The organism is Ancylobacter sp. FA202, assembly GCF_000380205.1.
Lineage (GTDB): Bacteria > Pseudomonadota > Alphaproteobacteria > Rhizobiales > Xanthobacteraceae > Ancylobacter.
Window position 1 is genome coordinate 35307 of the sequence record NZ_KB904818.1, and the last position, 23780, is coordinate 59086.

The 23780-nt window shown below is 67.3% G+C and carries 20 protein-coding genes and 1 tRNA gene; 12 read left to right on the forward strand and 9 right to left on the reverse strand.

The features are described 5' to 3' along the window. Positions 1 to 18 precede the first annotated feature (18 nt). From A3M1_RS0100115 to A3M1_RS0100125, 3 genes are all read right to left on the reverse strand, one after another. Positions 19 to 94: transfer RNA gene (locus A3M1_RS0100115), tRNA-Val, on the reverse strand. Positions 95 to 313: 219 nt separating this feature from the next. Next, positions 314 to 1837 (reverse strand): UxaA family hydrolase, encoded by a 1524-nt coding sequence (locus tag A3M1_RS0100120; RefSeq protein ID WP_018386912.1) that lies wholly within the window; start codon positions 1835 to 1837, stop codon positions 314 to 316. 143 nt (positions 1838 to 1980) lie between these two features. Then, positions 1981 to 2676: a FadR/GntR family transcriptional regulator gene (locus A3M1_RS0100125; protein WP_018386913.1), complete on the reverse strand. Its 696-nt coding sequence runs from the start codon at positions 2674 to 2676 to the stop codon at positions 1981 to 1983. A 233-nt stretch (positions 2677 to 2909) separates the two neighbouring features. Here A3M1_RS0100125 and A3M1_RS0100130 point away from each other — a divergent pair, with 233 nt between their 5' ends. The 10 genes from A3M1_RS0100130 (at position 2910) to A3M1_RS0100175 (ending at position 12770) form a co-directional block, all read left to right on the forward strand. Continuing rightward, complete coding sequence (locus tag A3M1_RS0100130) at positions 2910 to 4475, forward strand: sugar ABC transporter ATP-binding protein (protein ID WP_018386914.1); 1566 nt, start codon at positions 2910 to 2912, stop codon at positions 4473 to 4475. 11 nt (positions 4476 to 4486) lie between these two features. Continuing rightward, entirely contained in the window at positions 4487 to 5518 is a 1032-nt protein-coding gene (locus A3M1_RS0100135; RefSeq protein ID WP_018386915.1) for an ABC transporter permease, read from the forward strand. A gap of 41 nt (positions 5519 to 5559) precedes the next feature. Next, positions 5560 to 6513, forward strand: a complete 954-nt coding sequence (locus A3M1_RS0100140; protein ID WP_018386916.1) for an ABC transporter substrate-binding protein — start codon at positions 5560 to 5562, stop codon at positions 6511 to 6513. 75 nt (positions 6514 to 6588) lie between these two features. Then, positions 6589 to 7593, forward strand: coding sequence for an aldo/keto reductase (locus tag A3M1_RS0100145; RefSeq protein ID WP_018386917.1), 1005 nt, complete (start codon positions 6589 to 6591; stop codon positions 7591 to 7593). Between the two features lie 13 nt (positions 7594 to 7606). Continuing rightward, the gene (locus A3M1_RS0100150; protein ID WP_018386918.1) at positions 7607 to 8446 is read left to right on the forward strand and encodes an amidohydrolase; all 840 of its coding nucleotides are present in this window, start codon (positions 7607 to 7609) and stop codon (positions 8444 to 8446) included. A gap of 9 nt (positions 8447 to 8455) precedes the next feature. After that, positions 8456 to 9466: a zinc-binding alcohol dehydrogenase family protein gene (locus A3M1_RS0100155; RefSeq protein WP_018386919.1), complete on the forward strand. Its 1011-nt coding sequence runs from the start codon at positions 8456 to 8458 to the stop codon at positions 9464 to 9466. A 31-nt stretch (positions 9467 to 9497) separates the two neighbouring features. Beyond that, positions 9498 to 9827, forward strand: coding sequence for an L-rhamnose mutarotase (locus A3M1_RS0100160; RefSeq protein WP_018386920.1), 330 nt, complete (start codon positions 9498 to 9500; stop codon positions 9825 to 9827). A gap of 24 nt (positions 9828 to 9851) precedes the next feature. After that, the gene (locus A3M1_RS0100165; protein ID WP_018386921.1) at positions 9852 to 10583 is read left to right on the forward strand and encodes an SDR family oxidoreductase; all 732 of its coding nucleotides are present in this window, start codon (positions 9852 to 9854) and stop codon (positions 10581 to 10583) included. Between the two features lie 21 nt (positions 10584 to 10604). Beyond that, entirely contained in the window at positions 10605 to 11450 is an 846-nt protein-coding gene (locus tag A3M1_RS0100170) for a fumarylacetoacetate hydrolase family protein (protein WP_018386922.1), read from the forward strand. Between the two features lie 27 nt (positions 11451 to 11477). Further along, positions 11478 to 12770, forward strand: coding sequence for an L-fuconate dehydratase (locus tag A3M1_RS0100175; protein WP_018386923.1), 1293 nt, complete (start codon positions 11478 to 11480; stop codon positions 12768 to 12770). Positions 12771 to 12845: 75 nt separating this feature from the next. Here A3M1_RS0100175 and A3M1_RS0100180 read toward each other — a convergent pair whose 3' ends face one another. Then, positions 12846 to 13973, reverse strand: a complete 1128-nt coding sequence (locus A3M1_RS0100180) for a hypothetical protein (RefSeq protein WP_018386924.1) — start codon at positions 13971 to 13973, stop codon at positions 12846 to 12848. Positions 13974 to 14119: 146 nt separating this feature from the next. Between A3M1_RS0100180 and A3M1_RS0100185 the strand changes: the two genes are divergently transcribed. Both A3M1_RS0100185 and A3M1_RS0100190 read left to right on the forward strand, forming a co-directional pair. After that, on the forward strand, positions 14120 to 15043 hold the full coding sequence (locus tag A3M1_RS0100185; protein ID WP_018386925.1) for a GntR family transcriptional regulator: 924 nt from the start codon (positions 14120 to 14122) through the stop codon (positions 15041 to 15043). Beyond that, the gene (locus tag A3M1_RS0100190) at positions 15040 to 15972 is read left to right on the forward strand and encodes a sugar kinase (RefSeq protein WP_018386926.1); all 933 of its coding nucleotides are present in this window, start codon (positions 15040 to 15042) and stop codon (positions 15970 to 15972) included. The genes A3M1_RS0100185 and A3M1_RS0100190 overlap by 4 nt, the downstream gene beginning before the upstream one ends. A gap of 499 nt (positions 15973 to 16471) precedes the next feature. Here the strand turns inward: A3M1_RS0100190 and A3M1_RS0100195 are convergent, their stop codons facing one another. The 5 genes from A3M1_RS0100195 to tig form a co-directional block, all read right to left on the reverse strand. Next, positions 16472 to 16750 carry an HU family DNA-binding protein gene (locus tag A3M1_RS0100195; RefSeq protein ID WP_018386927.1) on the reverse strand — a complete coding sequence of 93 codons (279 nt, stop codon included), beginning with the start codon at positions 16748 to 16750 and terminating at the stop codon, positions 16472 to 16474. A 443-nt stretch (positions 16751 to 17193) separates the two neighbouring features. After that, on the reverse strand, positions 17194 to 19632 hold the full coding sequence (gene lon / locus A3M1_RS0100200; RefSeq protein WP_018386928.1) for an endopeptidase La: 2439 nt from the start codon (positions 19630 to 19632) through the stop codon (positions 17194 to 17196). Positions 19633 to 19884: 252 nt separating this feature from the next. Next, positions 19885 to 21156 carry an ATP-dependent Clp protease ATP-binding subunit ClpX gene (gene clpX, locus A3M1_RS0100205; protein WP_018386929.1) on the reverse strand — a complete coding sequence of 424 codons (1272 nt, stop codon included), beginning with the start codon at positions 21154 to 21156 and terminating at the stop codon, positions 19885 to 19887. Positions 21157 to 21532: 376 nt separating this feature from the next. Then, a complete protein-coding gene (locus tag A3M1_RS0100210) occupies positions 21533 to 22165 on the reverse strand; it encodes an ATP-dependent Clp protease proteolytic subunit (RefSeq protein ID WP_018386930.1) in 633 nt (210 codons plus the stop codon). Positions 22166 to 22317: 152 nt separating this feature from the next. After that, entirely contained in the window at positions 22318 to 23673 is a 1356-nt protein-coding gene (gene tig, locus A3M1_RS0100215) for a trigger factor (protein WP_018386931.1), read from the reverse strand. Positions 23674 to 23780 lie beyond the last annotated feature (107 nt).

A 23780-nucleotide genomic window follows, 5' to 3' on the forward strand; every position in this document is an offset into this window, starting at 1 on the left:
GTGGGACCGGCCAGGTAGTGGTGGGCGGTGACGGGCTCGAACCGCCGACCCTCTCGGTGTAAACGAGATGCTCTACCAACTGAGCTAACCGCCCGACCTGTTCAGGCCGGCAACCGTGCCGCGTCTGTGTCATCAGGCGGTGTCCGGCAAAGGACGCCGGCCCGATGTCCCAAAGCCTCGCGACGTGCCGCCATATAAAGCGGCTCGGCGGCAGCGTAAACCTCCGTGATCGAATATCCCGGCCTGTGAGGACCGGGGAATGCCGCCCCCGGCGCTGGCGCCGCCGCGTGCGGCCCCATCCGGTCTCCGGCGTTCACATCACCGCGCCGATCTGCCAGGGCACGAACTCGTTGCGGCCATAGCCCAGCAGTTCCGACTTGGAGCGCCGGCCCGAGGCGATGTCGAGCACCAGCTGGAAAATCTCCCGGCCCTTCTCCTCGATACTCACGCCCTCAAGCACGTCGCCGCAATTAAGGTCCATGTCCTCTTCCATCCGGGCGAACAGCTCGGAATTGGTGGCGAGCTTGATCGAGGGCGTCGGCTTGCAGCCATAGGCCGAGCCGCGCCCGGTGGTGAAGCACAGCATGTTCGCCCCGCCCGCCACCTGCCCGGTGGCGGCGACGGGGTCATAGCCGGGCGTGTCCATATAGACGAAGCCACGGCGGTCGATTCGCTCGGCATAGCGATAGACCCCGCGCAGGGTCGAGGTGCCGCCCTTGGCGACCGCGCCGAGCGACTTCTCCAGAATGGTGGTCAGTCCGCCCGCCTTGTTGCCCGGCGAGGGATTATTGTTGAGTTCGCCCCCCGAGCGGGCGGCATAGTCGGTCCACCAGTCGATCAGATCGACGATCCGACGCCCCACCGCCTCGCTCTCGGCGCGGCGGGTGAGCAGGTGTTCGGCGCCGAAAATCTCCGGCGTTTCCGACAGGATCGCGGTGCCGCCATGACGGACGAGCAGATCCACCGCCGCCCCGAGCGCCGGATTGGCGGTGAGGCCGGAATAGCCGTCCGAGCCGCCGCACTGCAGCGCCAGCACCAGTTCGCTCGCCGGCACGCTCTCGCGGGTGACCGCGCTGGCTGCGGGCAGCATGGCGCGGATCTTCTCGACGCCGGCCTCGATCGACTTACGGGTGCCGCCGCTGTCCTGGATGGTCAGGCTCTGGAAATGCGGGCCTTCGACCAGGCCGTAGTCCCGCTTGAGGCGCGGGATCTGGAACACCTCGCAGCCGAGGCCGATCAGCAGCACGGCGGCGAAATTGGGATGGCTGGCATAGCCCCATTGGGTGCGGGCGAGAATGTCGAACTCCTCGCCCTTGGCGCCCATGCCGCAGCCGGTGCCATGAGTGAAGGCGACCACGCCGTCGACATTGGGGTAGTCGTCCAGCATCCCTGAGCGCGTCACCGCCTCGGCGATGAAATCGGCCACTGTCGCCGAGCAGTTCACCGAGGAGAGGATGCCGATATAGTTGCGGGTGCCGACCCGCCCGTCGGCGCGGCGGAAGCCCTCGAAGCTGGCGGGCGCCTCGCCGGGCCGCAGCCCTTCCTGCGGCGTCGCCTCGGAGGCGAAAGCATAGTCGCGCTCGAAATCCTGCAGCCGCACATTGTGTTCATGCACCCAGTCGCCGGGCGCGATGTCGCTGGCGGCGAAGCCGATCACCTGGCCGAATTTGCGGATCGCCTCGCCGGCGGCGATCGGGCGGGTGGCGATCTTGTGCCCCTTCGGTACATGGCGCGTCGCCACGATTCCCTCGGCGAGCGCCGTGCCGGTGGGCAGGCTGTCGAGGGCGACAAGGATGTTGTCGGTCGCGTTGAGACGCAGCGTGCGCGGTGTGGTCATCGGGTCCGAACCTCAAGCCCGCCGCCCGGCGCACGCAACGCCTGGAATGAAGGCGGGCCGACGGCGAATGTCTTTTATGTATAAACGACAGCGCAAGGCCGGCGCTGTCAACGGTGTTCGTGCCGGCCGGACGCCCGCGCGCCTCAGCGCGGCTCGCTCTCGATCCAGCGGCGCTTCGATTCTTCGAGATGGGCATGCATCCGCATCTGGGCGAGCGGCACGTCGCGCGCCTCCAGCGCCGCGAGAATGGCCTCATGCTCGGCCAGCGCATGGCGCCAGGTGGCCGGCGTGTCGAAGCGCGCGCGGAACTGTGACGAGATTGGGCTGTGGCGTTCGTCGAACAGCTCGCCCACCAGCCGGACGATCACGCTGTTGCCGGACTGCGCGGCGATGGCGAGGTGGAACTGCCGGTCATGCCCCAGCGGCTTGCGCCCCTCCTCGATATCGGCCCGCATCGCCTCCAGCGTCATCCGCAGGCCCCGCAGAGTCGCCGGCGTGAAGCGGGCGCCGGCCAGGCCAATCACCGCCGCCTCCACCGTCGCCCGCGCCTCCATCAGCTCCACGGCGCTCTCGCCCGTCGCCGCCTGCGAGAGCGTGCGCCGCTCGACAGCGGCGGCGACATAGATGCCGGACCCCATGCGGATCTCGACCGTGCCGTCGATTTCGAGCGCGATCAGCGCCTCGCGCAGAGAGGGGCGCGACACGCCCAACTGCTGCGCCAGGTCGCGCTCTGCCGGCAGGCGGCTGCCCACCTCGAAATGGCCCTTCTGGATCAGGCCACGAATCTGGTCGGCGACCTGCTGGTAAAGCCGCCGCTCCGAGGTCCGATTGATGTTCATCCGTCACACTCTTGATTTGGCCTTACCATATCCCGGATACGCCTTTTGGCCAAGAGTCCATATCCAATTGATAAACAACAATATTTCTTTAGGTTGTGTAATTTGGCGGCTCAATCTGAAAAATTGGCTTGACCACCTTGGCCGGAATGGCACCATAAAGACAGGTAGCAACCAACGGACAATGAGATCCGCACAGCGGACGCATGTCGCCTCAGGCGGCAGGGAGGAATGCCATGCCGAGCGGCACGATCGCCGACGGCCGGATCGACGCGCGCCCCGCACGGGCGGCGGGCGAGACGCTGCTGTCGCTGGAGAATATCTGCAAGGAATTCCCGGGCGTTAAGGCGCTGCAGGGGGTTCATTTCAATCTGCGCCGGGGCGAGGTTCACGCGGTCTGCGGCGAGAACGGCGCCGGCAAGTCGACCCTGATGAAGATCATCAGCGGCGTCTACGCCCCGACCTCGGGACGCCTCGTCTACAAGGGCCAGCCCTGCAGCTTCGCCTCGCCGCTGGAGGCGGAAGCGGTCGGCATCGCCATCATCCACCAGGAACTCAACCTCATCCCCCACCTGTCGGTGGCGGAGAACATCTATCTCGCCCGCGAGCCCCGGCGCGGCTTCTTCGTCGATCGCAAGGCACTGCGGGCGAACGCCAAGGCCTGCCTCGACCGGCTCGGCGTCGCCATCGATCCGGACCGGCTGGTACGCGAACTCTCGGTCGCGCAATGCCAGATGGTGGAAATCGCCAAGGCGCTGTCGCTCGACGCGCAGGTCCTCATCATGGACGAGCCGACCTCCTCGCTCACCGAGCAGGAGACGCGCCTGCTGTTCAAGGTCATCCACGATCTGCGGGCGTCGGGCGTCGGCATCGTCTACATCTCGCACCGTCTCGACGAGATGGCGGAGATCGTCGACCGCGTCACCGTGCTGCGCGACGGGCGCTACATCGCCACCGACGATTTCGCCGCCACGAATGTCGACGCCATCGTCGCCCGCATGGTCGGCCGCTCGCTGGAGGAGAAATTCCCCGAGCGCAATTCCCGCCCCACCACCGACGTCATCCTCTCGGCGCGCGGCCTGACCCGCCACCGCGTGTTCCAGGACATCGACTTCGATCTCTTTCGCGGCGAAATCCTCGGCTTCGCCGGGCTGATGGGCGCGGGCCGCACCGAGGTGGCGCGCGCCATCTTCGGCGCCGACGCGCTCGACGCCGGCACGGTGTCGCTGGAGGGGCGGGTGCTCGACATCCGCTCGCCGCGCGACGCGATCAAAGCCGGCCTCGCCTATCTCTCCGAGGACCGCAAGGCGCAGGGCCTCGCCGTCAAGATGCCGGTCGACGCCAATATGACGCTGGCGAACATGGAGGCGGTGTCGAACCGCTTCGGCGTGATCGACTTCACCCGGCATGCAGAGGTCGCGAAGGAATATATCGACCTGCTCAGCATCAAGACCCCCTCCCCCGACCAGCCGGTGCGCCTGCTGTCGGGCGGCAACCAGCAGAAGATCATCATCGGCAAATGGCTGTTCCGGCAGTCGCGGGTGCTGATCTTCGACGAGCCGACGCGCGGCATCGATGTCGGCGCCAAGTTCGCGATCTACCAGATCATGGACGAACTGGCGGCGAAGGGGATCGGGGTCATCCTCATCAGCTCCGAGCTGCCGGAAATACTGGGAATGACCGACCGGGTCGCCGTGTTCCACCACGGCCGCATCGCCGGCGTGCTGGAAACCGCCGCCACCTCCCAGGAGGAAATCATGCACTTCGCGTCCGGTTACGGACGACCGGCCGGCCACGGCTGACGGAGCAGGGAATGACGATGACCGTGACCACCCCACCCGCGCCCGCCCGTGGCGGCCTGACCGACCGGCAGAAGGACATTGTCCAGAAATTCGCCGCGCTCGGCAGCCTTCTCGTGCTGATCGTGGTGTTTTCGCTGAGCAGCGGCGCCTTCTTCACCGTCAATAACGGCATGACCATCGCCCTGCAGGTGACGTCCATCGCCCTGCTCGGCATCGGCGCGACCTGCGTCATCATCACCGGCGGCATCGATCTCTCGGTCGGTTCGGTGCTGGCGCTCTCGGGCGTCATCGCCGCGCTGGCGGTGAAGGAGCTCGGCATGCCGGTGCCCTTCGCGATGATGTTCGGCATCCTCACCGGCGCCTTTTGCGGCCTCGTCAACGGCATACTCGTCACCCGCCTGCGGCTGCCGCCCTTCATCGCCACGCTCGGCATGATGCTGATCGCGCGCGGCGTGGCGCTGCAGATCACCGGGGCGCGGGCGATTTCGGGGCTGGGCGAATCCTTCGGCGTGCTCGGCAATGGCGCACTGTTCCGCGTCGTCACTATTGCCGATGACGGCTTTCCCACCGTGGTCTTCCCCGGCATCCCCTACCCGGTGATCCTGATGGCGGTGATCGCCGTCGCCGTCTCGCTGATGCTGAACCGCTCGGTGCTCGGCCGCCACATCTACGCGGTCGGCTCCAACAGCGAGGCCGCGCGCCTGTCGGGCGTCGATGTCGCCGGCGTCACCCGCTTCACCTATGTGCTCTCGGGCGCGCTCGCCGGCCTCACCGGCTGCGTGCTGATGTCCCGCCTCGTCACCGCCCAGCCCAATGAGGGCGTGATGTACGAGCTCGACGCCATCGCCAGCGCCGTCATCGGCGGCACGTCGCTGATCGGCGGCGTGGGCACCATTTCCGGCACGTTCATCGGCTCCTTCGTGATCGGCATCCTGCGCAACGGGCTGAACATGAACGGCGTCTCCGCCTTCACCCAGCAGATCATCATCGGCCTGGTGATCCTGCTCACGGTGTGGATCGACCAGCTACGCAACCGAAAATAAGCCGGCGACCGCGAGGCGGCGCCAACGACAAGGAGGAAACCATGAAGAAAATCGTCACAGCCCTGCTCGCCTCGGCGGTCCTGTTCGGCGGCGTCGCCGCCCAGTCCACCGCGCAGGCCGGCGAGATCGCCGTCATCGTCAAGACCGTCAACTCCACCTTCTGGCAGAATGTGCAGAAGGGCGCCGACGCCGCGCTCAAGCAGGCGGGCGGCGGCAACACGCTGACCTTCCAGGGCCCGGCCTCGGAATCCGCCATCGCCGACGAGGTGAACATGGTGGAGAACGCCGTCAATCGCGGCGTCGCCGGCATCGTGCTCGCCCCGTCCGATCCGGACGCGCTGGTCCCCGCCGTCAAGAAGGCGTGGGAAGCCCGCATTCCGGTAGTCATCATCGACTCCCTGCTCGCGAAGGGCGCCGAACAATATTACCAGTCCTACCTCGCCACCGATAACCGCAAGGCCGGCGAGCTGGCGGCGCAGGCGCTGATCGCCAAGGTCGGCACCGAGGGCAAGATCGCCGTCATGTCCTATGTCGCCGGCGCCGGCTCCGAGATCGGCCGCGTGGGCGGCTTCACCGACTACATCAAGGCGCATTCCAAGCTGGAAATCGTCGGCCCGTTCTACTCGCAGTCGCAGATGGCGACGGCGCTGAACCAGACCACCGACGTGCTCGCCGCCAATCCCGACCTCAAGGGCATTTTCGGCGCCAATGAGCCGACCGCGATCGGCATGGCCCGCGCCATCAAGCAGGCCGGCAAATCAGGCAAGATCGTCGCCGTCGGCTTCGACGGCAATCAGGACCTGCAGGAATTCGTCAAGGACGGCACGCTGGCCGCGATCATCGTGCAGGGCTCGTTCCAGATGGGCGAGCTCGGCGTGCAGACCGTCTCCAAGCTGATCAAGAAGGAGAAGGTCGAGAAGTTCGTCGACACCGGCGCCGTGGTGGTGACCAAGGCCAATATCGACCAGCCGGAAGCCAAGAACGTCCTCTACTGAGCCCTTCCTCCCCGCCTCACGGGACGCGGCATCCGTGCCGCGTCCCGCCTTTCCCCAGAACGGATCCGCATCATCATGAAGGTCGGCGATCGGCGCATTCATGCCCGCAGCGGCGTGTCCCTGACAGGGATGGGCCTTGGCTGCGCGCAGATGGGCAACCTCTACCGCGTCACCCCCTATGCCGAGGCCGCCGGCGCGTTCCACGCCGCCTGGGACGCCGGCATCCGCACCTTCGACACCGCCCCCTTCTATGGCTACACCCGGTCCGAACTGCGCCTCGGCACGATGCTGACCGAACGGAAGCGCGCGGACTACACCGTCTCCACCAAGGTCGGCCGGGTGATGACCCCGGATGCGAGCGTCGGCGCGGAGGAGGACGGCTTCGCCGAGCCCCTGCCCTTCCGCCCGGTCTACGACTACAGCCATGACGGCATAATGCGCTCTTTCGAGGCCAGCCAGTCCCGCCTCGGCCTTCTTTCGCCCGACATTCTCTATGTGCACGACATCGGCCGCTTCACCCATGGCGAGCGCCACGCGCAGTATTGGGCCCAGCTCACCGAGGGCGGCGGTTTCCGCGCGCTGACCCGGCTGCGCGAGCAAGGCGCTATCAGGGCCTTCGGCCTCGGCGTCAACGAGTTCGAGGTCATCGCGGCGGCGATCGAGGTCGCCGATCTCGACATCTGCATGCTGGCCGGCCGCTACACGCTGCTGGAGCAGCAGAGCCTCGCCTTCATGGATTCCTGCGCGGCGCGCGGCATCGGCATCGTCATCGCCGGACCTTACAATTCCGGCATTCTCGCCGGCAGCGCCAAGTTCAACTATGGCGACGCCCCGGCCGACATCGTCGCCCGCGTCGAGGCGCTGCGTGCGGCCTGCGCGGGCGAGGGCGTGAACCTCCAGACCGCCGCGCTGCACTTTCCCCTCGCCCACCCCGCCGCGCTCACCGTTGTTTCCGGCGCCCGCAACGCGGCGCAGGTGCGCGACAATGTCGAGCGGTTCGAGGCGCCGGTGCCCTCCGCCTTCTGGACCCGGCTGAAGGAGCGCGGCCTCATCGCCGACAGCGCTCCGGTGCCCGCCTGAACGGGGAGCGATTATGCGTATCGACGCCCATCAGCATTTCTGGCGCATCGCCGACCGGGCCGGGCAGTGGCCCCCGCCCGATCTGGCGCCGATCTATCGTGACTTCGGCCCGGAGGACCTCGCGCCGCTGCTCGCCGCCGCGGGTATCGAGGGCACGGTCCTCGTCCAGACCATGGAGCGCGAGGCCGACACCGCCTACATGCTCGACCTTGCCGCGCGCCATCCCTTCATCAGGGCGGTGGTGGGCTGGACCGACATGAAGGCGCCCGATGCCGAAGGCGCCATCGCCCGGCTCGCCACCCATCCCCGGCTGAAGGGCCTGCGCCCCATGCTGCAGGACATCGCCGAGGACGACTGGATCACCGATCCGGCGCTGGCGCCGGCCGTTGGCGCGATGATCGCGCACGATCTCGCCTTCGACGCGCTGGTGCTGCCGCGCCATCTGCGCCCGCTCTTCGCCTTCGCCGCGCGCCATCCCGCGTTGCGCATCGTCATCGACCATGGCGCCAAGCCGCTGATCGGCGAGGGGCGGATCTCGCGCTGGCGGGCCGATCTCGCCGCCCTCGCCGCCCTGCCCAATGTCTGGTGCAAGCTGTCCGGCCTGCTCACCGAGGCGGACGGGCGCGGCCCGGCTGCGGTGCGCCCCTATGCCGAGACGCTGCTCGACCTGTTCGGCCCCGCGCGGCTGATCTTCGGCAGCGACTGGCCGGTGCTGCGCCTCGCCGGTGACTATGCCGGCTGGCTCGCGCTGTGCCGCGACATCGTGCCGGCCGCCCACCACGACGCCGTGTTCGGCGCCAATGCGGCCCGCTTCTACCGCCTGGACGGCGACGCTCTCGCCGCCGCGAACTGAGAGACGATCATGCTCACCATCATCTGCGACGCGCCCGGCACGCTGTCGGCCATCGAACGCGAGAAACCGGTGCGCGGCGAGGGCGAGGTCCTTCTCCGGCTGCGCCGCATCGGCGTCTGCGGCACCGACCTGCACATCTTCGCCGGCAAGCAGCCCTATCTCTCCTATCCCCGTGTGATGGGGCATGAACTGGCCGCGACGGTGGAAGAAGTGCCCCCGGGAAGTCGGCTGGCGCCCGGCGATGTCGTCTCGGTGATCCCCTATATCTCCTGCGGCCAGTGCAGCGCCTGCCGCAAGGGCAGGACCAATTGCTGCCGCAACCTCGGCGTGCTCGGCGTGCACCGCGACGGCGGCATGGCCGAGTTCATCTGCCTGCCGGAACAATTCGTGCTGAAGGCGGAAGGTCTGAGCCTCGATCAGGCGGCGATGGTGGAATTCCTCGCCATCGGCGCCCATGCGGTGGCGCGGGCGGGCACCGGCCCGGGCGACAGCGTGCTGGTCGCCGGCGCCGGGCCGATCGGCGCCGCCGTCGCCCTCTTCGCCCGCAGCGCGGGGGCAAAGGTCACGCTCATCGACGGGCGCGAGGACCGGCTCGCCTTCGCCCGCCGCCATCTCGGCGTCGCGGCGACCGTACTTCTCGGGCCCGGCGACGTGGACGAACTCGCACGGCTCACCGGCGGCGACTTCTTCGACGGCGTGTTCGACGCCACCGGCAACCCGAAGGCGATCGAGCGCGGCTTCGGCTTTGTCGGCCATGGCGGCACCTATGTGCTGGTGTCGATCGTCGCCAGCGACATCACCTTTTCCGATCCGGAATTCCATAAGCGCGAGACCTCGCTGCTCGGCAGCCGCAACGCCACCGTGGCCGATTTCGAGCGGGTGATGGCGGCGATCCGCGCCGGCGAGGTGCCGGACGCGCTGATCACCCACCGCCTGCGCCTGTCCGAGGTGCCGGAGAAGTTCGCCGCCCTCGCCGAACCCAGCGCGGGCGTGGTCAAGGCACTGATCGACGTGGCGTGAGCGGGAGGTCGGCGTGAGCGGGAGGATAGGCATGCAGCGCATGGGAATGATGATCGGCGTCGAGCCGGATAGGGTGGAGCGCTACAAGGAATTGCACGCGGCGGTGTGGCCGCAGGTGCTGGCCCTCCTCACCGCCAGCAACATCCGCAACTACACCATCTTCCTGCGCGAGCCGGAGAACATCCTGTTCGGCACCTGGGAATATCACGGCAACGACTTCGCCGCCGACATGGCGAAGATCGCCGCCGACCCGGTCAATCAGGAATGGTGGAGCCTGACCATCCCCTGCCAGCGCCCGCTCGCCACCCGCAAGGAGGGTGAATGGTGGGCCTCGATGGAAGAAGTGTTCCACCTCGACTGAACCATCAGCAAAGGAAACCTGGCCATGGCCACTCTTGAGGGCAAGACCGTCCTCGTCACCGCGAGCGCGCAGGGCATCGGCCGCGCCAGCGCGCTCGGCTTTCTCGCCGCCGGCGCACGGGTCATCGCCACCGACATCAACGCCGCGCTGCTGGCGGAACTGCCGCCTTCGCCGCTTCTCACCACCGCCCGGCTGGACGTGCTTGACGCGGCCGCCGTCGCCGATTTCATCGCCGGCATCGGCCCGGTCGACGTGCTGTTCAACTGCGCCGGCGTGGTGCATCCCGGCAGCATTCTCGACATGAAGGAGGGCGATCTCGACTTTGCCTTCGACCTCAACGTGAAATCGATGGTGCGCACCATCCGCGCCGTCCTGCCCGGCATGATCGACCGGCGCGACGGCGCGATCATCAACATGTCGTCGGTGGCGTCATCGCTGAAGGGCGTGCCCAACCGCTTCGCCTACAGCGTCACCAAGGCGGCGGTGATCGGGCTCACCAAATCGGTGGCGGCCGATTATGTCGGCCACAACATACGCTGCAACGCCATCTGCCCCGGCACGGTGGAAAGCCCCTCGCTGCAGGACCGGCTGCGGGCGCAGGGGGACTATGAGGCGGCACGCGCGGCCTTCATCGCCCGCCAGCCGATCGGGCGCATCGGCACGCCGGAGGAAATCGCCGATCTCGCCGTGCATCTGGCCGGCGCCACCTACACCACCGGCCAGGCCTTCGCCATCGATGGCGGCTGGTCGCTCTGATCCGCATGTGAGGACGACAGAATGAAACTGGTACGCCACGGCCTTGCCGGCCGGGAACAACCCGGCCTGATCGACGCGCAGGGCCACATCCGCGATCTCTCGGCCCATGTCGCTGACATCGCCGGCGCCGCGCTCGCGCCCGCCGCGCTGGCCGGCCTCGCCGCGCTCGACCCGGCGACACTGCCGCTGGTCGCGGAAGGTACCCGCCTCGGCCCCTGCGTTAGCGGAACCGGCAAGTTCGTCTGCATCGGCCTCAATTTCTCCGACCATGCCGCCGAATCCGGCATGGCGGTGCCGCCCGAGCCGGTGGTGTTCATGAAAGCCACCTCGGCGATCTCAGGCCCGCATGACGACGTGCCGATCCCGCGCGGCGCCAGCAAGACCGACTGGGAAGTCGAGCTCGCCATCATCATCGGCCGGACGGCGAAATATGTCAGCGAAGCCGAAGCGCTCGACTATGTCGCCGGCTACTGCGTCTGCAACGACGTGTCGGAGCGTGAGTTTCAGCTGGAGCGCGCCGGCCAGTGGACCAAGGGCAAGTCCTGCGACGGCTTCGGCCCGATCGGCCCGTGGCTGGCGACGCGGGACGAGATTCCCGATCCGCAGAACCTCGCCATGTGGCTGACGGTGAATGGCGAGACGCTGCAGAACGGTTCGACCCGGACCATGGTGTTCGGCGCCGCCTATCTCGTCTCCTATCTCAGCCAGTTCATGAGCCTCTACCCCGGCGACATCATCTCCACTGGCACCCCGCCCGGCGTCGGCCTCGGCTTCAAGCCGCCGCGCTACCTCAAGGCCGGCGACGTGGTCGAACTCGGCATTGAGGGGCTGGGCACGCAGAAGCAGACCTTCGTTTCCGACATCTGATCGCGGCTCCGCGCCGGGAGGCCTAACATGGTGAAGATCACCGATATGCGGGTCATCGACCTGCGCTTTCCCACCTCGCACGCGCTCGACGGATCGGACGCTATGAACCCCGATCCGGACTATTCGGCCGCCTATGTCATCCTCGACACCGACGAGCCGGCGCTGAAGGGGCACGGGCTCACCTTCACCATCGGGCGCGGCAACGACATTTGCTGCATGGCGATCCTCGCCATGCGCCACCTCGTGGTGGGCGCGGATCTCGACGTGGTGCGCGCCGCCCCCGGGGCCTTCTGGCGGCACCTCACCAGCGACAGCCAGCTGCGCTGGATCGGCCCGGAAAAGGGCGCGATGCACCTCGCCACCGGCGCGGTGGTCAACGCCGTCTGGGACCTGCTCGCCAAGCAGGCCGGCAAGCCGGTCTGGCGCCTCGTCGCTGATCTCCCACCCGATGCGATCGCCGACATTGTCGATTACCGCTACCTCACCGACGTGCTCGACCGCGGCGAGGCGCTCGCGATCCTGCGCCGGGCGGAGGCCGGCAAGGCCGAGCGCATCGCGCGTCTCGAACGCGAAGGCTATGCCTGCTACACCACCTCGGCCGGCTGGCTCGGCTATGACGACGCCAAGCTGCGGCGCCTCTGCCAGGAGGCGATCGAGGCCGGCTTCAACCATGTGAAGATGAAGGTCGGGCGCGATCTCGACGACGACATCCGCCGCCTCACCATCGCCCGCGAGGTGATCGGGCCGGACCGCTATCTGATGATCGACGCCAACCAGGTGTGGGAGGTGGGCCAGGCAATCGACTGGGTGCGCCAGCTCGCCTTCGCCAAGCCCTTCTTCATCGAGGAGCCGACCAGCCCCGACGACATCGCCGGGCACCGCAAGATCCGCGCAGCCATCGCGCCGGTAAAGGTGGCGACCGGCGAGATGTGCCAGAACCGCATCATGTTCAAGCAGTTCATCGCCGAGGGCGCCATCGATGTGGTGCAGATCGATTCCTGCCGCATGGGCGGGCTGAACGAGGTGCTGGCGGTGCTGCTGGTGGCGGCGAAATACGACCTGCCGGTCTGGCCGCATGCCGGCGGCGTCGGCCTGTGCGAATATGTGCAGCATTTGTCGATGATCGACTATGTCGCCGTCTCCGGCACCAAGGAAGGCCGGGTGATCGAATATGTCGACCATCTGCACGAGCATTTCCTCGACCCCTGCGTGATCGAGAATGCCGCCTACATGCCGCCGCGCCAGCCGGGCTTTTCCATCGAGATGAAGCCGGAAACGCTTTCCGCCTTCGCCTATGTGCCGGCGGCCTCCCCCGCCTGAGCCTCGCGCCCAAACCCGGCGCCCTACCACAAGACACGGGCGGCCGCGCGAGCGCCGCCCGTTGCCGTTTCCGCCTCAGCCGGCCGCGTGGCGGGCGAGGATGGCCGCGAGCACAGGCGTCGCCGGCGCGCCGGGCCGGCCGGCGATCCAGTCGAGAAACGCGCCGATGCGGCGCTCGATCTTCACGCCATGGTTCTGCGCGATGTCGGCGATGCGGTGGTCGAGGAACGGGTTGCGGAAACGGTCGAGCGTGACGCCGACATAGGCGCGGGCCTCTCCCTCCATACCGCGCGCGCAAAAACCCGGCACCACCTCCCCGGCATAAAGCGCGGTGAGCCGGGCGGAGACGGCCGGGTCGGCGAGAATTTCCCGCACGGTCTCGCCGGCCGGGCGCCCCTCCCGGGACCAGATCTCGGCCAGCACGGTGTGGCCGAGATTGAGAATATGCAGCTTCAGCCGCTCGAACGGTTCGAGATCGTCGGTCAGCACCACGCTCGGGTGGCTGAAGGGCAGTTCCAGCCCCGGCCGGCGCTCGATCGCCCACAGCGCATAGGGCTCGGCGACCGCCCCGATGGGCTCGATCGGCTCGGAGACGATGCGATCGACCAGCGTATTGGCGAAGACCACCGAGCGGTCGATCCAGCCGGCGAAGGCGGCCGGCGCCCCGCTGGCGGCCGCGAGCCGGCCCACCTCCGCCGCCAGCACCTCGCCATTGCGGTTGATCAGTTCGCAGGGCAGCACGGTCAGCGGCCCGCCGCCGGCGCTCCAGCGATGGTGCAGCAGCGCGGTGAGCTTTCCCGGAAAGGAGGCTGGCACGGCGCCGGCGAGCAGCGCGGGCGACGCCTCCTCCGGCGCCACCCGATAGCCGGAATCGCCCATATTGGAGATCACCAGCCGGGCCTCGGCCGCGAACAGCGCCTTGATCGCCTCCCAGTCCGTGCCCGCTGACAGGCCCCGGTCGACCGAGCGCACCTGCACCTCGCGCTCGCATGGCGCGCCGTCGACCATGCCGCGAAGGCGCACGGGAAAACCCTCCGGCCGGCCGAACGCCGCGACCCGGCCGGCGCGGTCCGCCGAGCCGGAGGCCTGCACGATGGCGATGGGGCCGATATCCTGCCCCGCCTCGCGCGCCTCATGCACGAAAAGGTCCGCATGCGCCTGCAGGAACCGGCTGGTGCCGAACTGGATGATACGAACGCTCACGCCGCCTGAATCCCTTGTGCGAACAACTTATTGGAAGAAATGCCGGGCACAGCTGTCCACGCTGGACACAGGCTGTCAATGTGTTTTTAATACAGAAAGAACAGGCCGCCCGCTCACCCGGGGGTGCAAGAGCGGGGCGGGGCATCATGAAGGGCAATGCCGTCTTCAAGAGCGGCTATAATCGCAGCCTTCAGCGCCTCGGTGCCCTGTCACCCGGCGCCGCCCTGCCCTCGGAGAGCGACCTCGCCCAATCGCTGGAGGTCAGCCGCACCACGGTCCGCGCGATACTGGCCATGCTGCAGGAGCACGGCATCACCGAGCGCCAGGACGGGCAGCGCCGGCTCACCCGCGCACCGACCCCGGCCGATCACTTCCCCGACGCGCAGACCCTGTCGGCGGGCGCGACGTTCGAGCGCCGCTTCATGGAGTGGATCCTCACCGGCGATCTCAGTCCCGGCCAGCTGCTGAACGCGGCCGAGCTAGCGCGCCAGTTCGGCACCTCCACCACCACCATCCGCGAATGTCTCGCCCGCTTCCAGCATTTCGGCCTGCTGGAGCGCCGGCCGAACAGCTCCTGGCTGTTCGGCGGCGTCACCGGCGACTTCGTGCGGGAGATGTACGAGGTGCGGGAAATGTTCGAGCTGCGGGCCACGCGCAGCTTGCTGGAACTGCCCGACAGCGCGCCCCCCTGGCGCGAACTGGCGGCGATCGAGCAGGAGCACCGCGACATCCTCGCCCATCTCGACCGGGACCATGCGCTGTTTCCCCAGCTCGACGAGCGCCTGCACCGCATCATCCATGAGACCACGCGCAACCGCTTCGTGCTGGACTTCTACAATGTCGTCGCGACGCTGTTTCACCACACCTATCGCTGGAACCGCGCCGACGCCAAGCCGCGCAGCGCCACCGCGCTGGTGGAGCACCTCGACTATATCGCCGCGCTGCGCAGCCGCGACCCGCGCGCCATCGACGCCAGCTGCCGCAAGCATCTGCGCACCGCGTGCGCCACGCTGATCCGCTCGCTGGAAGCCCGCGCGACCACCCCCTCACTGGCCGGAGCCGTAATGTGACCCGGATATTTGCCAGCATCGGCGAATGCATGATCGAGATGTCCCTCACCGCCAAGGGGCTCTACCGACGCGGCTTCGCCGGCGACACGCTCAACACCGCCTGGGGTGTGCGCGGGCTGACCGATCCGGCGCGGGTCGGCGTGCGCTATGTGACGCGGGTCGGCGCGGACGCCTCCTCGGACGAAATGCTGCGCTTCATCGCCGATGCCAGCATCGACACGGCGCACATCGCGCGCGAGCCCGACCGTCCGGTCGGCCTCTACATGATCGCCCTGCAGAATGGCGAGCGCTCCTTCTCCTATTGGCGCGACAGCTCGGCGGCGCGGCTGCTCGCCGCCGACGCCGGCGTGCTGCGGCAGGCGCTGGCGGATGCCGACAGCATCTATTTTTCCGGCATCACCTTGGCGATCCTGTCGCCGCCGCATCGCCAGACGCTGCTGGACCAGCTGGCCGACGCGCGCGCCCGGGGCGCCATGATCGCGTTCGACGCCAATATCCGCCTGAACCTATGGCCGGATCGCGCCGCCGCCCGCGCCGCGCTCGATGCGGGCTATCGCGTCGCGACCCTCGCCTTGCCGACCTTCCCCGACGAGGCCGAACTGTTCGGCGACACCGCGCCGGAAGCGACGGCGCGCCGGCTGGCCGCCTGTGGCGCCGAGGAGATCGTGGTCAAGAACGGCGCCGATCCCTGCACACTGCTGGTGGGCGACCGGATCGAGACCATCGCGCCGCTCGCCGTCGCCAATCCGCTGGATACAACAGGCGCGGGCGACAGCTTCAATGCGGGCTACATCGCCGCGCGTCGCGACGGCGCGGCGCCGGCCGACGCCGCCCGCTTCGCCCATCGCGTGGCCGCGCGGGTGATCGGCCGTCGCGGGGCGCTCATCGACATGGCGGAGCTGCGCGAACTCACCCTGACGCCGCGCTGACGAGATCCGCCCGCGCCGACGCTGCCACGACGGCGGGTCCTCGGGTCAGTCACGAAGGACCGGGTCGGGACATCCCCGCCGCGAAGCGACCGCAGGGGCGCCCTCAGCCCCCGTGGGAGCGTGCGGCGTCTTCGGGATGGGCGGCACCCCGGGCACGCCTCCGGCGGCCCACGGCGCGCTCTGTGGCGGCGTAAGGCGAGAAGCGCCTGCGATAGCGAAGATGTTCAGTGTGGGGAGGTCTTCATGCCGCGCGGGCCGCAGCGCCGCAGGGCGGGCACCGGCCATTTGGGCTGCGACAGCGCCGGGGCGGCGGGCGCGAGGGGGGCTGAAGCCGCGGCGCATCGGCCGCCGCGAAACCACGCAGCGCCCCCGCCGGCCTGCATGGCTTCTGTTGGTCAGGGCGCTGGTCCGCCGGTAACGCTACCGGCGAACCTGCCCCGATGGCACCGCGCCGCACCCCGCACCTTCCGGCACGGGGGGCGCGGCCCCAGCGTCAGGATCAACCGTTGACGGTTTCCTTCAGGCCCTTGCCGGGCGTGAACTTCGGGGCCTTGGAGGCCTCGATCTTGACCGGGTTGCCGGTACGCGGGTTGCGGCCCTCGCGCGCGGCGCGGGTCACGACGGAGAAGCTGCCGAAGCCGATCAGCTTGACTTCTTCGCCGGCCTTCAGCGAGGCGGCAATAGCGTCGAAGGTCGCGTCGACCGCGGCCGCAGCAGCGGCCTTCGTCAGCTTGGCCTGCTCGGCCACGGCGGCGACGAGTTCGTTCTTCGTGGTCATTTGACCGGTCCTTCCCTTGATTGCACAAGAATCGTCGATCGCATGCACCGACGACGGGCGGGCACACTTTCCCCAAAATGCGGCGATTGCAAGCGCCCCCCGCTAGAAACCCGCACAAATACACGACTTCAGGGGGTTTGAGTGTATTTCGATACCGCATTTTATGACAATGCGGCACGCCCGCAATTTAGGCGGATGCGACCCTTTTACCACCGGCGCCGGGCGGCGGGCCGGGCGAGAGCGCCGCCTTGGGGGCTGGAGGCGCCCGATCGGCGCAAAACTGACTCGCACGGCCCGCGCCGGCGCCCGCCCCTGGCGCCAAAACCGCGTTCCATCAGCCCGGAAAGCCGGCCCGGGCGAGAGCGCGGCGACGGCCCCGAGACGCAAAAACGGCGGCGCCCGCTTGGGCACCGCCGCTTCTTTTCCAGCGTCGAAACGTCCGCTCAGTGGGCGGCGAGGCCGCCGATTTCGTCGCGGGCGATCACCGGCTCGACCTCGGTGGTCGGCGCCAGCACCTTCTCTTCCCAGACGATCGCCTCCGGCTGGCGGATGAGCGCGTGCTGCAGCACCTCATCCATCCGCGACACCGGCACGATCTCCAGCGCGTTCTTCACATTGTCGGGGATTTCCGCCAGATCCTTGGCGTTCTCCTCGGGGATCAGAACCTTCTTGATGCCGGCCCGCAGGGCCGCCAGCAGCTTCTCCTTGAGGCCGCCGATCGGCAGCACCCGGCCGCGCAGCGTGATTTCGCCGGTCATGGCGATGTCGCGGCGGATCGGGATGCCGGTCAGCACCGAGGTCAGCACGGTCGCCATGGCGACGCCGGCCGACGGCCCGTCCTTCGGGGTCGCCCCTTCGGGAACGTGGACATGGATGTCGCGCCGGTCGAACAGCGGCGGCTCGATGCCGAAATCGAGGGCGCGCGAGCGGACATAGGAGGCCGCCGCCGAGATCGATTCCTTCATCACGTCGCGCAGATTGCCGGTGACGGTCATCTTGCCCTTGCCGGGCATCATCACGCCTTCGATGGTGAGGATCTCGCCACCGACCTCGGTCCAGGCCAGGCCTGTGACCACGCCGACCTGGTCCTCGGTCTCGGCCTCGCCATAGCGGTATTTCGGCGCGCCGAGATAGTCCTCCAGCTGCTGGACCGTGACCTTGACCGTCTTCTTCTTGGTCAGCATCAGGTCCTTCACCGCCTTGCGGGCGAGATTGGAAATCTCGCGCTCAAGGTTGCGCACGCCGGCTTCCCGCGTATAGCGGCGCACCAGCATCAGCAGCGCCTCATCGTCGATCGACCATTCCTTCAGCTGCAGACCGTGCTTGGTCAGCGCCTGCGGAATGAGATGGCGGCGGGCGATCTCGACCTTCTCGTCCTCGGTGTAGCCGGCGATGCGGATCACTTCCATCCGGTCCAGCAGAGCCGGCGGGATGTTCAGCGTGTTGGCCGTGGTGACGAACATCACGCTGGAGAGGTCATAGTCCACCTCCAGATAGTGGTCGGCGAAGGTGTGGTTCTGCTCGGGGTCCAGCACCTCAAGCAGGGCCGAGGACGGGTCGCCGCGGAAATCGGCGCCCATCTTGTCGATCTCGTCCAGCAGGAACAGCGGGTTGGACTTCTTGGCCTTGCGCATCGACTGGATGATCTTGCCGGGCATGGAGCCGATATAGGTCCGGCGATGCCCGCGGATCTCCGCCTCGTCGCGCACGCCGCCAAGGGCCACGCGCACATATTCGCGGCCCGTCGCCTTGGCGATGGACTTGGCAAGCGAGGTCTTGCCGACGCCGGGCGGGCCGACCAGGCACAGGATCGGGCCGGTCAGCTTGTTCTGCCGGCTCTGCACGGCGAGATATTCGACGATGCGGTCCTTGACCTTGTCGAGGCCGAAATGGTCGGTATCCAGCACGTTCTGGGCGAAGGGCAGGTCCTTCTTGACCTTGCTGCGGTTGCTCCACGGGATCGACAGCATCCAGTCGAGATAGTTGCGCACCACGGTGGCTTCCGCCGACATGGGCGACATCTGCCGCAGCTTCTTCAGCTCGTGCGTGGCCTTCTCGCGCGCCTCCTTGGAGAGCTTGACGGTCTTGATGCGCTCTTCCAGCTCGGCCAGCTCGTCGCGGCCGTCCTCGCCGTCGCCCAGCTCCTTCTGGATCGCCTTCATCTGCTCGTTGAGATAGTACTCGCGCTGGGTCTTCTCCATCTGGCGCTTGACGCGCGTGCGGATGCGCTTCTCGACCTGAAGGACCGAGATTTCGCTCTCCATCAGCGAGAGCACCTTCTCAAGGCGGGTGGTGACCTTGAGGATTTCCAGCACCGCCTGCTTCTCGGGGATCTTCACCGCGAGATGCGAGGCCACGGTGTCGGCCAGCTTCGAGTGCTCCTCGATCTGGGTGACGACGCCGACGACTTCGGGCGAGACCTTCTTGTTCAGCTTCACATAGCTGTCGAATTCGGCCAGCACCGAGCGGCCGAGCGCCTCGGCCTCGACCTTGGCGCCAAGCTCCTCCTCCAGCGCCTCCGCCTCGGCCTCATAGAGGTCGGTGCGGTCGGTGTAGTGCCGGACCTTGGCGCGCGAAATGCCCTCGACCAGCACCTTCACCGTGCCATCCGGCAGCTTCAGCAGCTGCAGCACCGAGGCGAGCGTGCCGATCTTGTAGATGGACGAGGTCTCCGGGTCGTCGTCGGAGGCGTTCTCCTGCGTCGCCAGCAGGATGAAGGTGTCGTTGCGCATCACTTCTTCGAGGGCGCGGATGGATTTCTCACGGCCGACGAACAGGGGCACGATCATGTGCGGGAAAACGACGATGTCGCGCAGCGGCAGGACCGGGAAGGTCTGAGGGACTCCCGGGGTGAGCGCGGTGCGAGGCTTGGGGCTCGTCATGGCTCTTTCCTTTCTGTTGGCGGCGGGCGACGTGTCCTGACGACAGGCGTCGTCGGGCGGCACCGTGCCGCAATGCGGCCGGAACGCGAACGTTGATCTCTGTGCGGGGGCTGCGTGAGGCGCGCTGGGCACGTCGATGCGGTCGAGGACCGGGGGTTGAGGCTCAGATGGCGATGCCCCCGCCCCCCGTCAAGGGAGCGGGCCGCGTCGCTGGCCGGGCGTGGCTGCCCGGCCCTGCCCACCGCCGGTTCCTCAGGCACTCGCGCCCGCATCGCCGGCTGCGCGGTCCGCATAGATGTAGAGCGGACGCGCATTCTGATCGACGACCTCTTTGCTGATGACGACCTCCTCCACCCCTTCGAGGCCCGGCAGGTCGAACATCGTGTCGAGCAGGATGCCTTCCATGATCGAGCGCAGGCCGCGCGCGCCGGTCTTGCGCTCGATCGCCTTGCGGGCGATGGCACCAAGCGCTTCCTCATGGATGGTCAGCTCGACATTCTCCATCTCGAACAGGCGCTGATACTGCTTCACCAGCGCGTTCTTCGGCTCGGAGAGGATCTTCTTCAACGCCGCCTCGTCGAGATCGCCCAGCGTGGCGATGACGGGAAGGCGGCCGATGAATTCCGGGATCAGCCCGTATTTCAGCAGGTCTTCCGGCTCGACCTCGCGGAACACCTCGCCCGGCTTGCGGTCCTCGGGGGCGGAGACGACGGCGCCGAAGCCGATCGAAGTGCCCTTGCCACGCGAGGAGATGATCTTGTCGAGGCCGGCGAAGGCGCCGCCGCAGATGAACAGGATGTTGGTCGTGTCCACCTGCAGGAATTCCTGCTGGGGATGCTTGCGCCCGCCCTGCGGCGGCACGGAGGCGACGGTGCCTTCCATGATCTTCAGCAGCGCCTGCTGCACGCCCTCGCCCGAAACGTCGCGGGTGATCGAGGGGTTGTCGGATTTGCGGCTGATCTTGTCGATCTCGTCGATATAGACGATGCCGCGCTGCGCCCGCTCGACATTGTAGTCGGCCGACTGCAGCAGCTTGAGGATGATGTTCTCGACATCCTCGCCGACATAGCCCGCCTCGGTCAGCGTGGTCGCGTCCGCCATGGTGAAGGGCACGTCGAGGATGCGGGCCAGCGTCTGCGCGAGCAGCGTCTTGCCCGAGCCGGTCGGCCCGATCAGCATGATGTTGGACTTGGCCAGCTCGACGTCGCCGGCGTGCTTGGTCGCGTGGTTCAGGCGCTTGTAGTGGTTATGCACCGCCACCGAGAGGACGCGCTTGGCATGGAACTGGCCGATCACATAATCGTCCAGGACCTTGCAGATTTCCTTCGGGGTCGGGATGCCGTCGCGCGACTTCACCAGCGAGGATTTGTTCTCCTCGCGGATGATGTCCATGCACAGCTCGACGCATTCATCGCAGATGAACACGGTCGGTCCCGCAATGAGTTTGCGGACCTCGTGCTGGCTCTTGCCGCAGAACGAGCAGTAAAGAGTATTCTTGCTGTCGCCGCCGCCAACCTTGCTCATGCGTCTCTCCGTCCGCTCGGCGGTCCAGGCATTGCCCGGAACCGCCCCAGTCCCGCGGCCGCCGCGGGCCTCCAAGGGGGGAGAAACGCGACGGCTCGAAAACGCCGTCAAAAGGAAGCGACTTAAGGGTCCTTGTTCGGTGTCACAGCCAAGCACGCTAGCAGCGACACGATCAAGCGGGCAATCGAACCATCCCCGACTTCGCGGATGGGCGCTGGCCTCGTCGTACCCCCGTCACACCTCCGGGCGACACTTCATTCTGAAGTCATGCAAGCGCGATACCGCGAAGCATGCAAGCCCGCGCTTCAATTCGGCGCGGGCTTCGATCTTAATATAGGAAGCCGACCCGGCTTCGGAAACACGGCGCAAACGCCCGTCAGGGCTTCGCCGGTGCCTCTTCCGGGCGCTTGTCGATCACTTTGTCGATAAGCCCAAAGGACTTGGCGACCTCGGCGGTCATGAAGTTGTCGCGCTCCAGCGCGTCCTCCACCGCCTTGATGTCCTGGCCCGTGTGCTTCACGTAGATCTCATTGAGCCGCTGCTTGAGGCTCATGATCTCCTTGGCGTGCAGCATGATGTCCGTCACCTGGCCCTGGAAGCCGCCCGAGGGCTGGTGCACCATGATTCGCGCGTTGGGCAGGGCGAAGCGCATGTCCTTCTCGCCGGCGGTCAGCAGCAGCGAGCCCATCGAGGCCGCCTGGCCGATGCACAGCGTCGACACCGCCGGCTTGATGAACTGCATCGTGTCGTAGATCGCCAGCCCCGACGTCACCACCCCGCCCGGGGAGTTGATGTACATCGAGATTTCCTTCTTCGGATTCTCCGCTTCGAGGAACAGCAGCTGGGCGACCATGAGGGTCGCCATGCCGTCCTCGACCGGGCCGGTCAGGAAAATGATGCGCTCCTTCAGGAGCCGGGAATAAATGTCGTAGGAACGCTCGCCCCGGTTGGTCTGTTCGACAACCATCGGGACCAGGTAGTTGTTCAAGGTATCAATCGGGTCACGCATATTTCGATCCTCGGCGGTCCGGCGCGCCTGCGCCGCCCGCGAATCCAACCACCCTACACTAAAGGGAAAGCGCGTCCCTACCAGCCCGCCGGCGATGAAGTGGCGGACAGCGGAGCCGGGCACAGCGCACGACTCCGCGAGTTCCGTCGGCCTCAGGCCGCCTTGGTGTCCTCGTCCTCGGCGTAGAGTTCCTCGCGCGAGACGGGGACTTCATTGACCGTGGCGAGTTCGAGCAGATAGTCGACCACCTTCTCCTCGAAAATCGGCGCGCGCAGGCTGGCCAGAGCCTGGGCGTTCTTGCGGTAGAACTCCCACACCTGCTGCTCCTGCCCGGGGAACTGGCGGGCACGCTCGACGACGGCGCGGGTCACTTCGTCGTCCGTCACCTGAATGTTGTTCTTCTCACCGATTTCCGCAAGCACCAGCCCGAGGCGCACGCGGCGCTCGGCGATCTTCTGGTAGTCGGCGCGGGCGGCTTCCTCGGTCGTGTCCTCGTCGGCGAAGGTCTTGTTCTGGGTGGCCATCTCGGCCGTCACCGAGCCCCAGATGCCGTCGAATTCCTGCTGGGCCAGCGTCGGGGGAACGTCGAACTGGTGCAGCCCGTCCAGCGCGTCGAGCAGGCGGCGCTTGGCCTTGTTGCGGCTCTGCGCGTTGTGCTCCTGGGCGATGCGGCTCTTCACCTGCTCCTTGAGCGCCTCAAGGCTGTCCATGCCGAGCGTCTTGGCGAACTCGTCGCCGATTTCCATCTCGGTCGGCGATTCGATCATCTTCGCCGTCACCTCGAACGCGGCCGCCTTGCCGGCCAGATGGGCCGCCTGGTAGGCCTCGGGGAAGGTCACATTGACGGTGCGGGTCTCGTCTTCCTTGATGCCGACGAGCTGCTCCTCGAAGCCGGGGATGAAGCTGTTGGAGCCGAGCACCAGCGGCACGTCCTCGCCCGAACCGCCCTCGAACACTTCGCCGTCGATCGAGCCGACGAAGGACAGGGTGACGCGGTCGCCATTCTCGGCGGTGCCGTCAGGCTTGGCGGCATAGGGGCGGTTGGCCTCGGCGATCCGCTTGACGGTCTCCTCGACCTCTTCCTCGGACACGGCCAGCACCGGCTTGTCGAGGCTGATGCTCTTGAAGTCGCCGAGCGTGATCGCCGGCAGCACTTCGAGATTCACGGTGAAGGACAGGTCGGCCTTGCCCTCGATCACCTCGTTGACCGCCGCCTCGTCCTGCGGCAGCTCGACCTTGGGCTGCATGGCGAGCTTGAAGCCGTTATCCTCGATGATCTTGGTATTGGCCTCGTTCACCGCCTGGTCGATCACCTCGGCCAGCACGGACTTGCCGTACATGCGCTTGAGATGGGCGACCGGCACCTTGCCGGGGCGGAAGCCGTTGAGGCGGACCTTGTCCTTGAGCTCGCTGAGGCGCGCATTGGCCTTGGCGTCAAGTTCGGCGGCCGGCAGCACCACGCGATATTCGCGCTTGAGACCTTCGGCGAGGAGTTCGGTGACCTGCATTTTCAATCGGCCTTCGTCTTGTTTGCCGCTTGCGCGAGCTCTCGAATGTCTGTGTGCGAGGCCGCGTGAACGCCGTTGGCCCCGCTCGGTGCAAATGGGTCGGAGGG

What these genes read in the sequence shown, in the direction of transcription:
- A3M1_RS0100120 (WP_018386912.1), bottom strand. Translation starts at nt 1,837, where the DNA reads ATGACCACACCGCGCACGCTGCGTCTCAACGCGACCGACAACATCCTT.
- A3M1_RS0100125 (WP_018386913.1), bottom strand. Translation starts at nt 2,676, where the DNA reads ATGAACATCAATCGGACCTCGGAGCGGCGGCTTTACCAGCAGGTCGCC.
- A3M1_RS0100130 (WP_018386914.1), top strand. Translation starts at nt 2,910, where the DNA reads ATGCCGAGCGGCACGATCGCCGACGGCCGGATCGACGCGCGCCCCGCA.
- A3M1_RS0100135 (WP_018386915.1), top strand. Translation starts at nt 4,487, where the DNA reads ATGACGATGACCGTGACCACCCCACCCGCGCCCGCCCGTGGCGGCCTG.
- A3M1_RS0100140 (WP_018386916.1), top strand. Translation starts at nt 5,560, where the DNA reads ATGAAGAAAATCGTCACAGCCCTGCTCGCCTCGGCGGTCCTGTTCGGC.
- A3M1_RS0100145 (WP_018386917.1), top strand. Translation starts at nt 6,589, where the DNA reads ATGAAGGTCGGCGATCGGCGCATTCATGCCCGCAGCGGCGTGTCCCTG.
- A3M1_RS0100150 (WP_018386918.1), top strand. Translation starts at nt 7,607, where the DNA reads ATGCGTATCGACGCCCATCAGCATTTCTGGCGCATCGCCGACCGGGCC.
- A3M1_RS0100155 (WP_018386919.1), top strand. Translation starts at nt 8,456, where the DNA reads ATGCTCACCATCATCTGCGACGCGCCCGGCACGCTGTCGGCCATCGAA.
- A3M1_RS0100160 (WP_018386920.1), top strand. Translation starts at nt 9,498, where the DNA reads ATGCAGCGCATGGGAATGATGATCGGCGTCGAGCCGGATAGGGTGGAG.
- A3M1_RS0100165 (WP_018386921.1), top strand. Translation starts at nt 9,852, where the DNA reads ATGGCCACTCTTGAGGGCAAGACCGTCCTCGTCACCGCGAGCGCGCAG.
- A3M1_RS0100170 (WP_018386922.1), top strand. Translation starts at nt 10,605, where the DNA reads ATGAAACTGGTACGCCACGGCCTTGCCGGCCGGGAACAACCCGGCCTG.
- A3M1_RS0100175 (WP_018386923.1), top strand. Translation starts at nt 11,478, where the DNA reads ATGGTGAAGATCACCGATATGCGGGTCATCGACCTGCGCTTTCCCACC.
- A3M1_RS0100185 (WP_018386925.1), top strand. Translation starts at nt 14,120, where the DNA reads ATGAAGGGCAATGCCGTCTTCAAGAGCGGCTATAATCGCAGCCTTCAG.
- A3M1_RS0100195 (WP_018386927.1), bottom strand. Translation starts at nt 16,750, where the DNA reads ATGACCACGAAGAACGAACTCGTCGCCGCCGTGGCCGAGCAGGCCAAG.
- lon (WP_018386928.1), bottom strand. Translation starts at nt 19,632, where the DNA reads ATGACGAGCCCCAAGCCTCGCACCGCGCTCACCCCGGGAGTCCCTCAG.
- clpX (WP_018386929.1), bottom strand. Translation starts at nt 21,156, where the DNA reads ATGAGCAAGGTTGGCGGCGGCGACAGCAAGAATACTCTTTACTGCTCG.
- A3M1_RS0100210 (WP_018386930.1), bottom strand. Translation starts at nt 22,165, where the DNA reads ATGCGTGACCCGATTGATACCTTGAACAACTACCTGGTCCCGATGGTT.
- tig (WP_018386931.1), bottom strand. Translation starts at nt 23,673, where the DNA reads ATGCAGGTCACCGAACTCCTCGCCGAAGGTCTCAAGCGCGAATATCGC.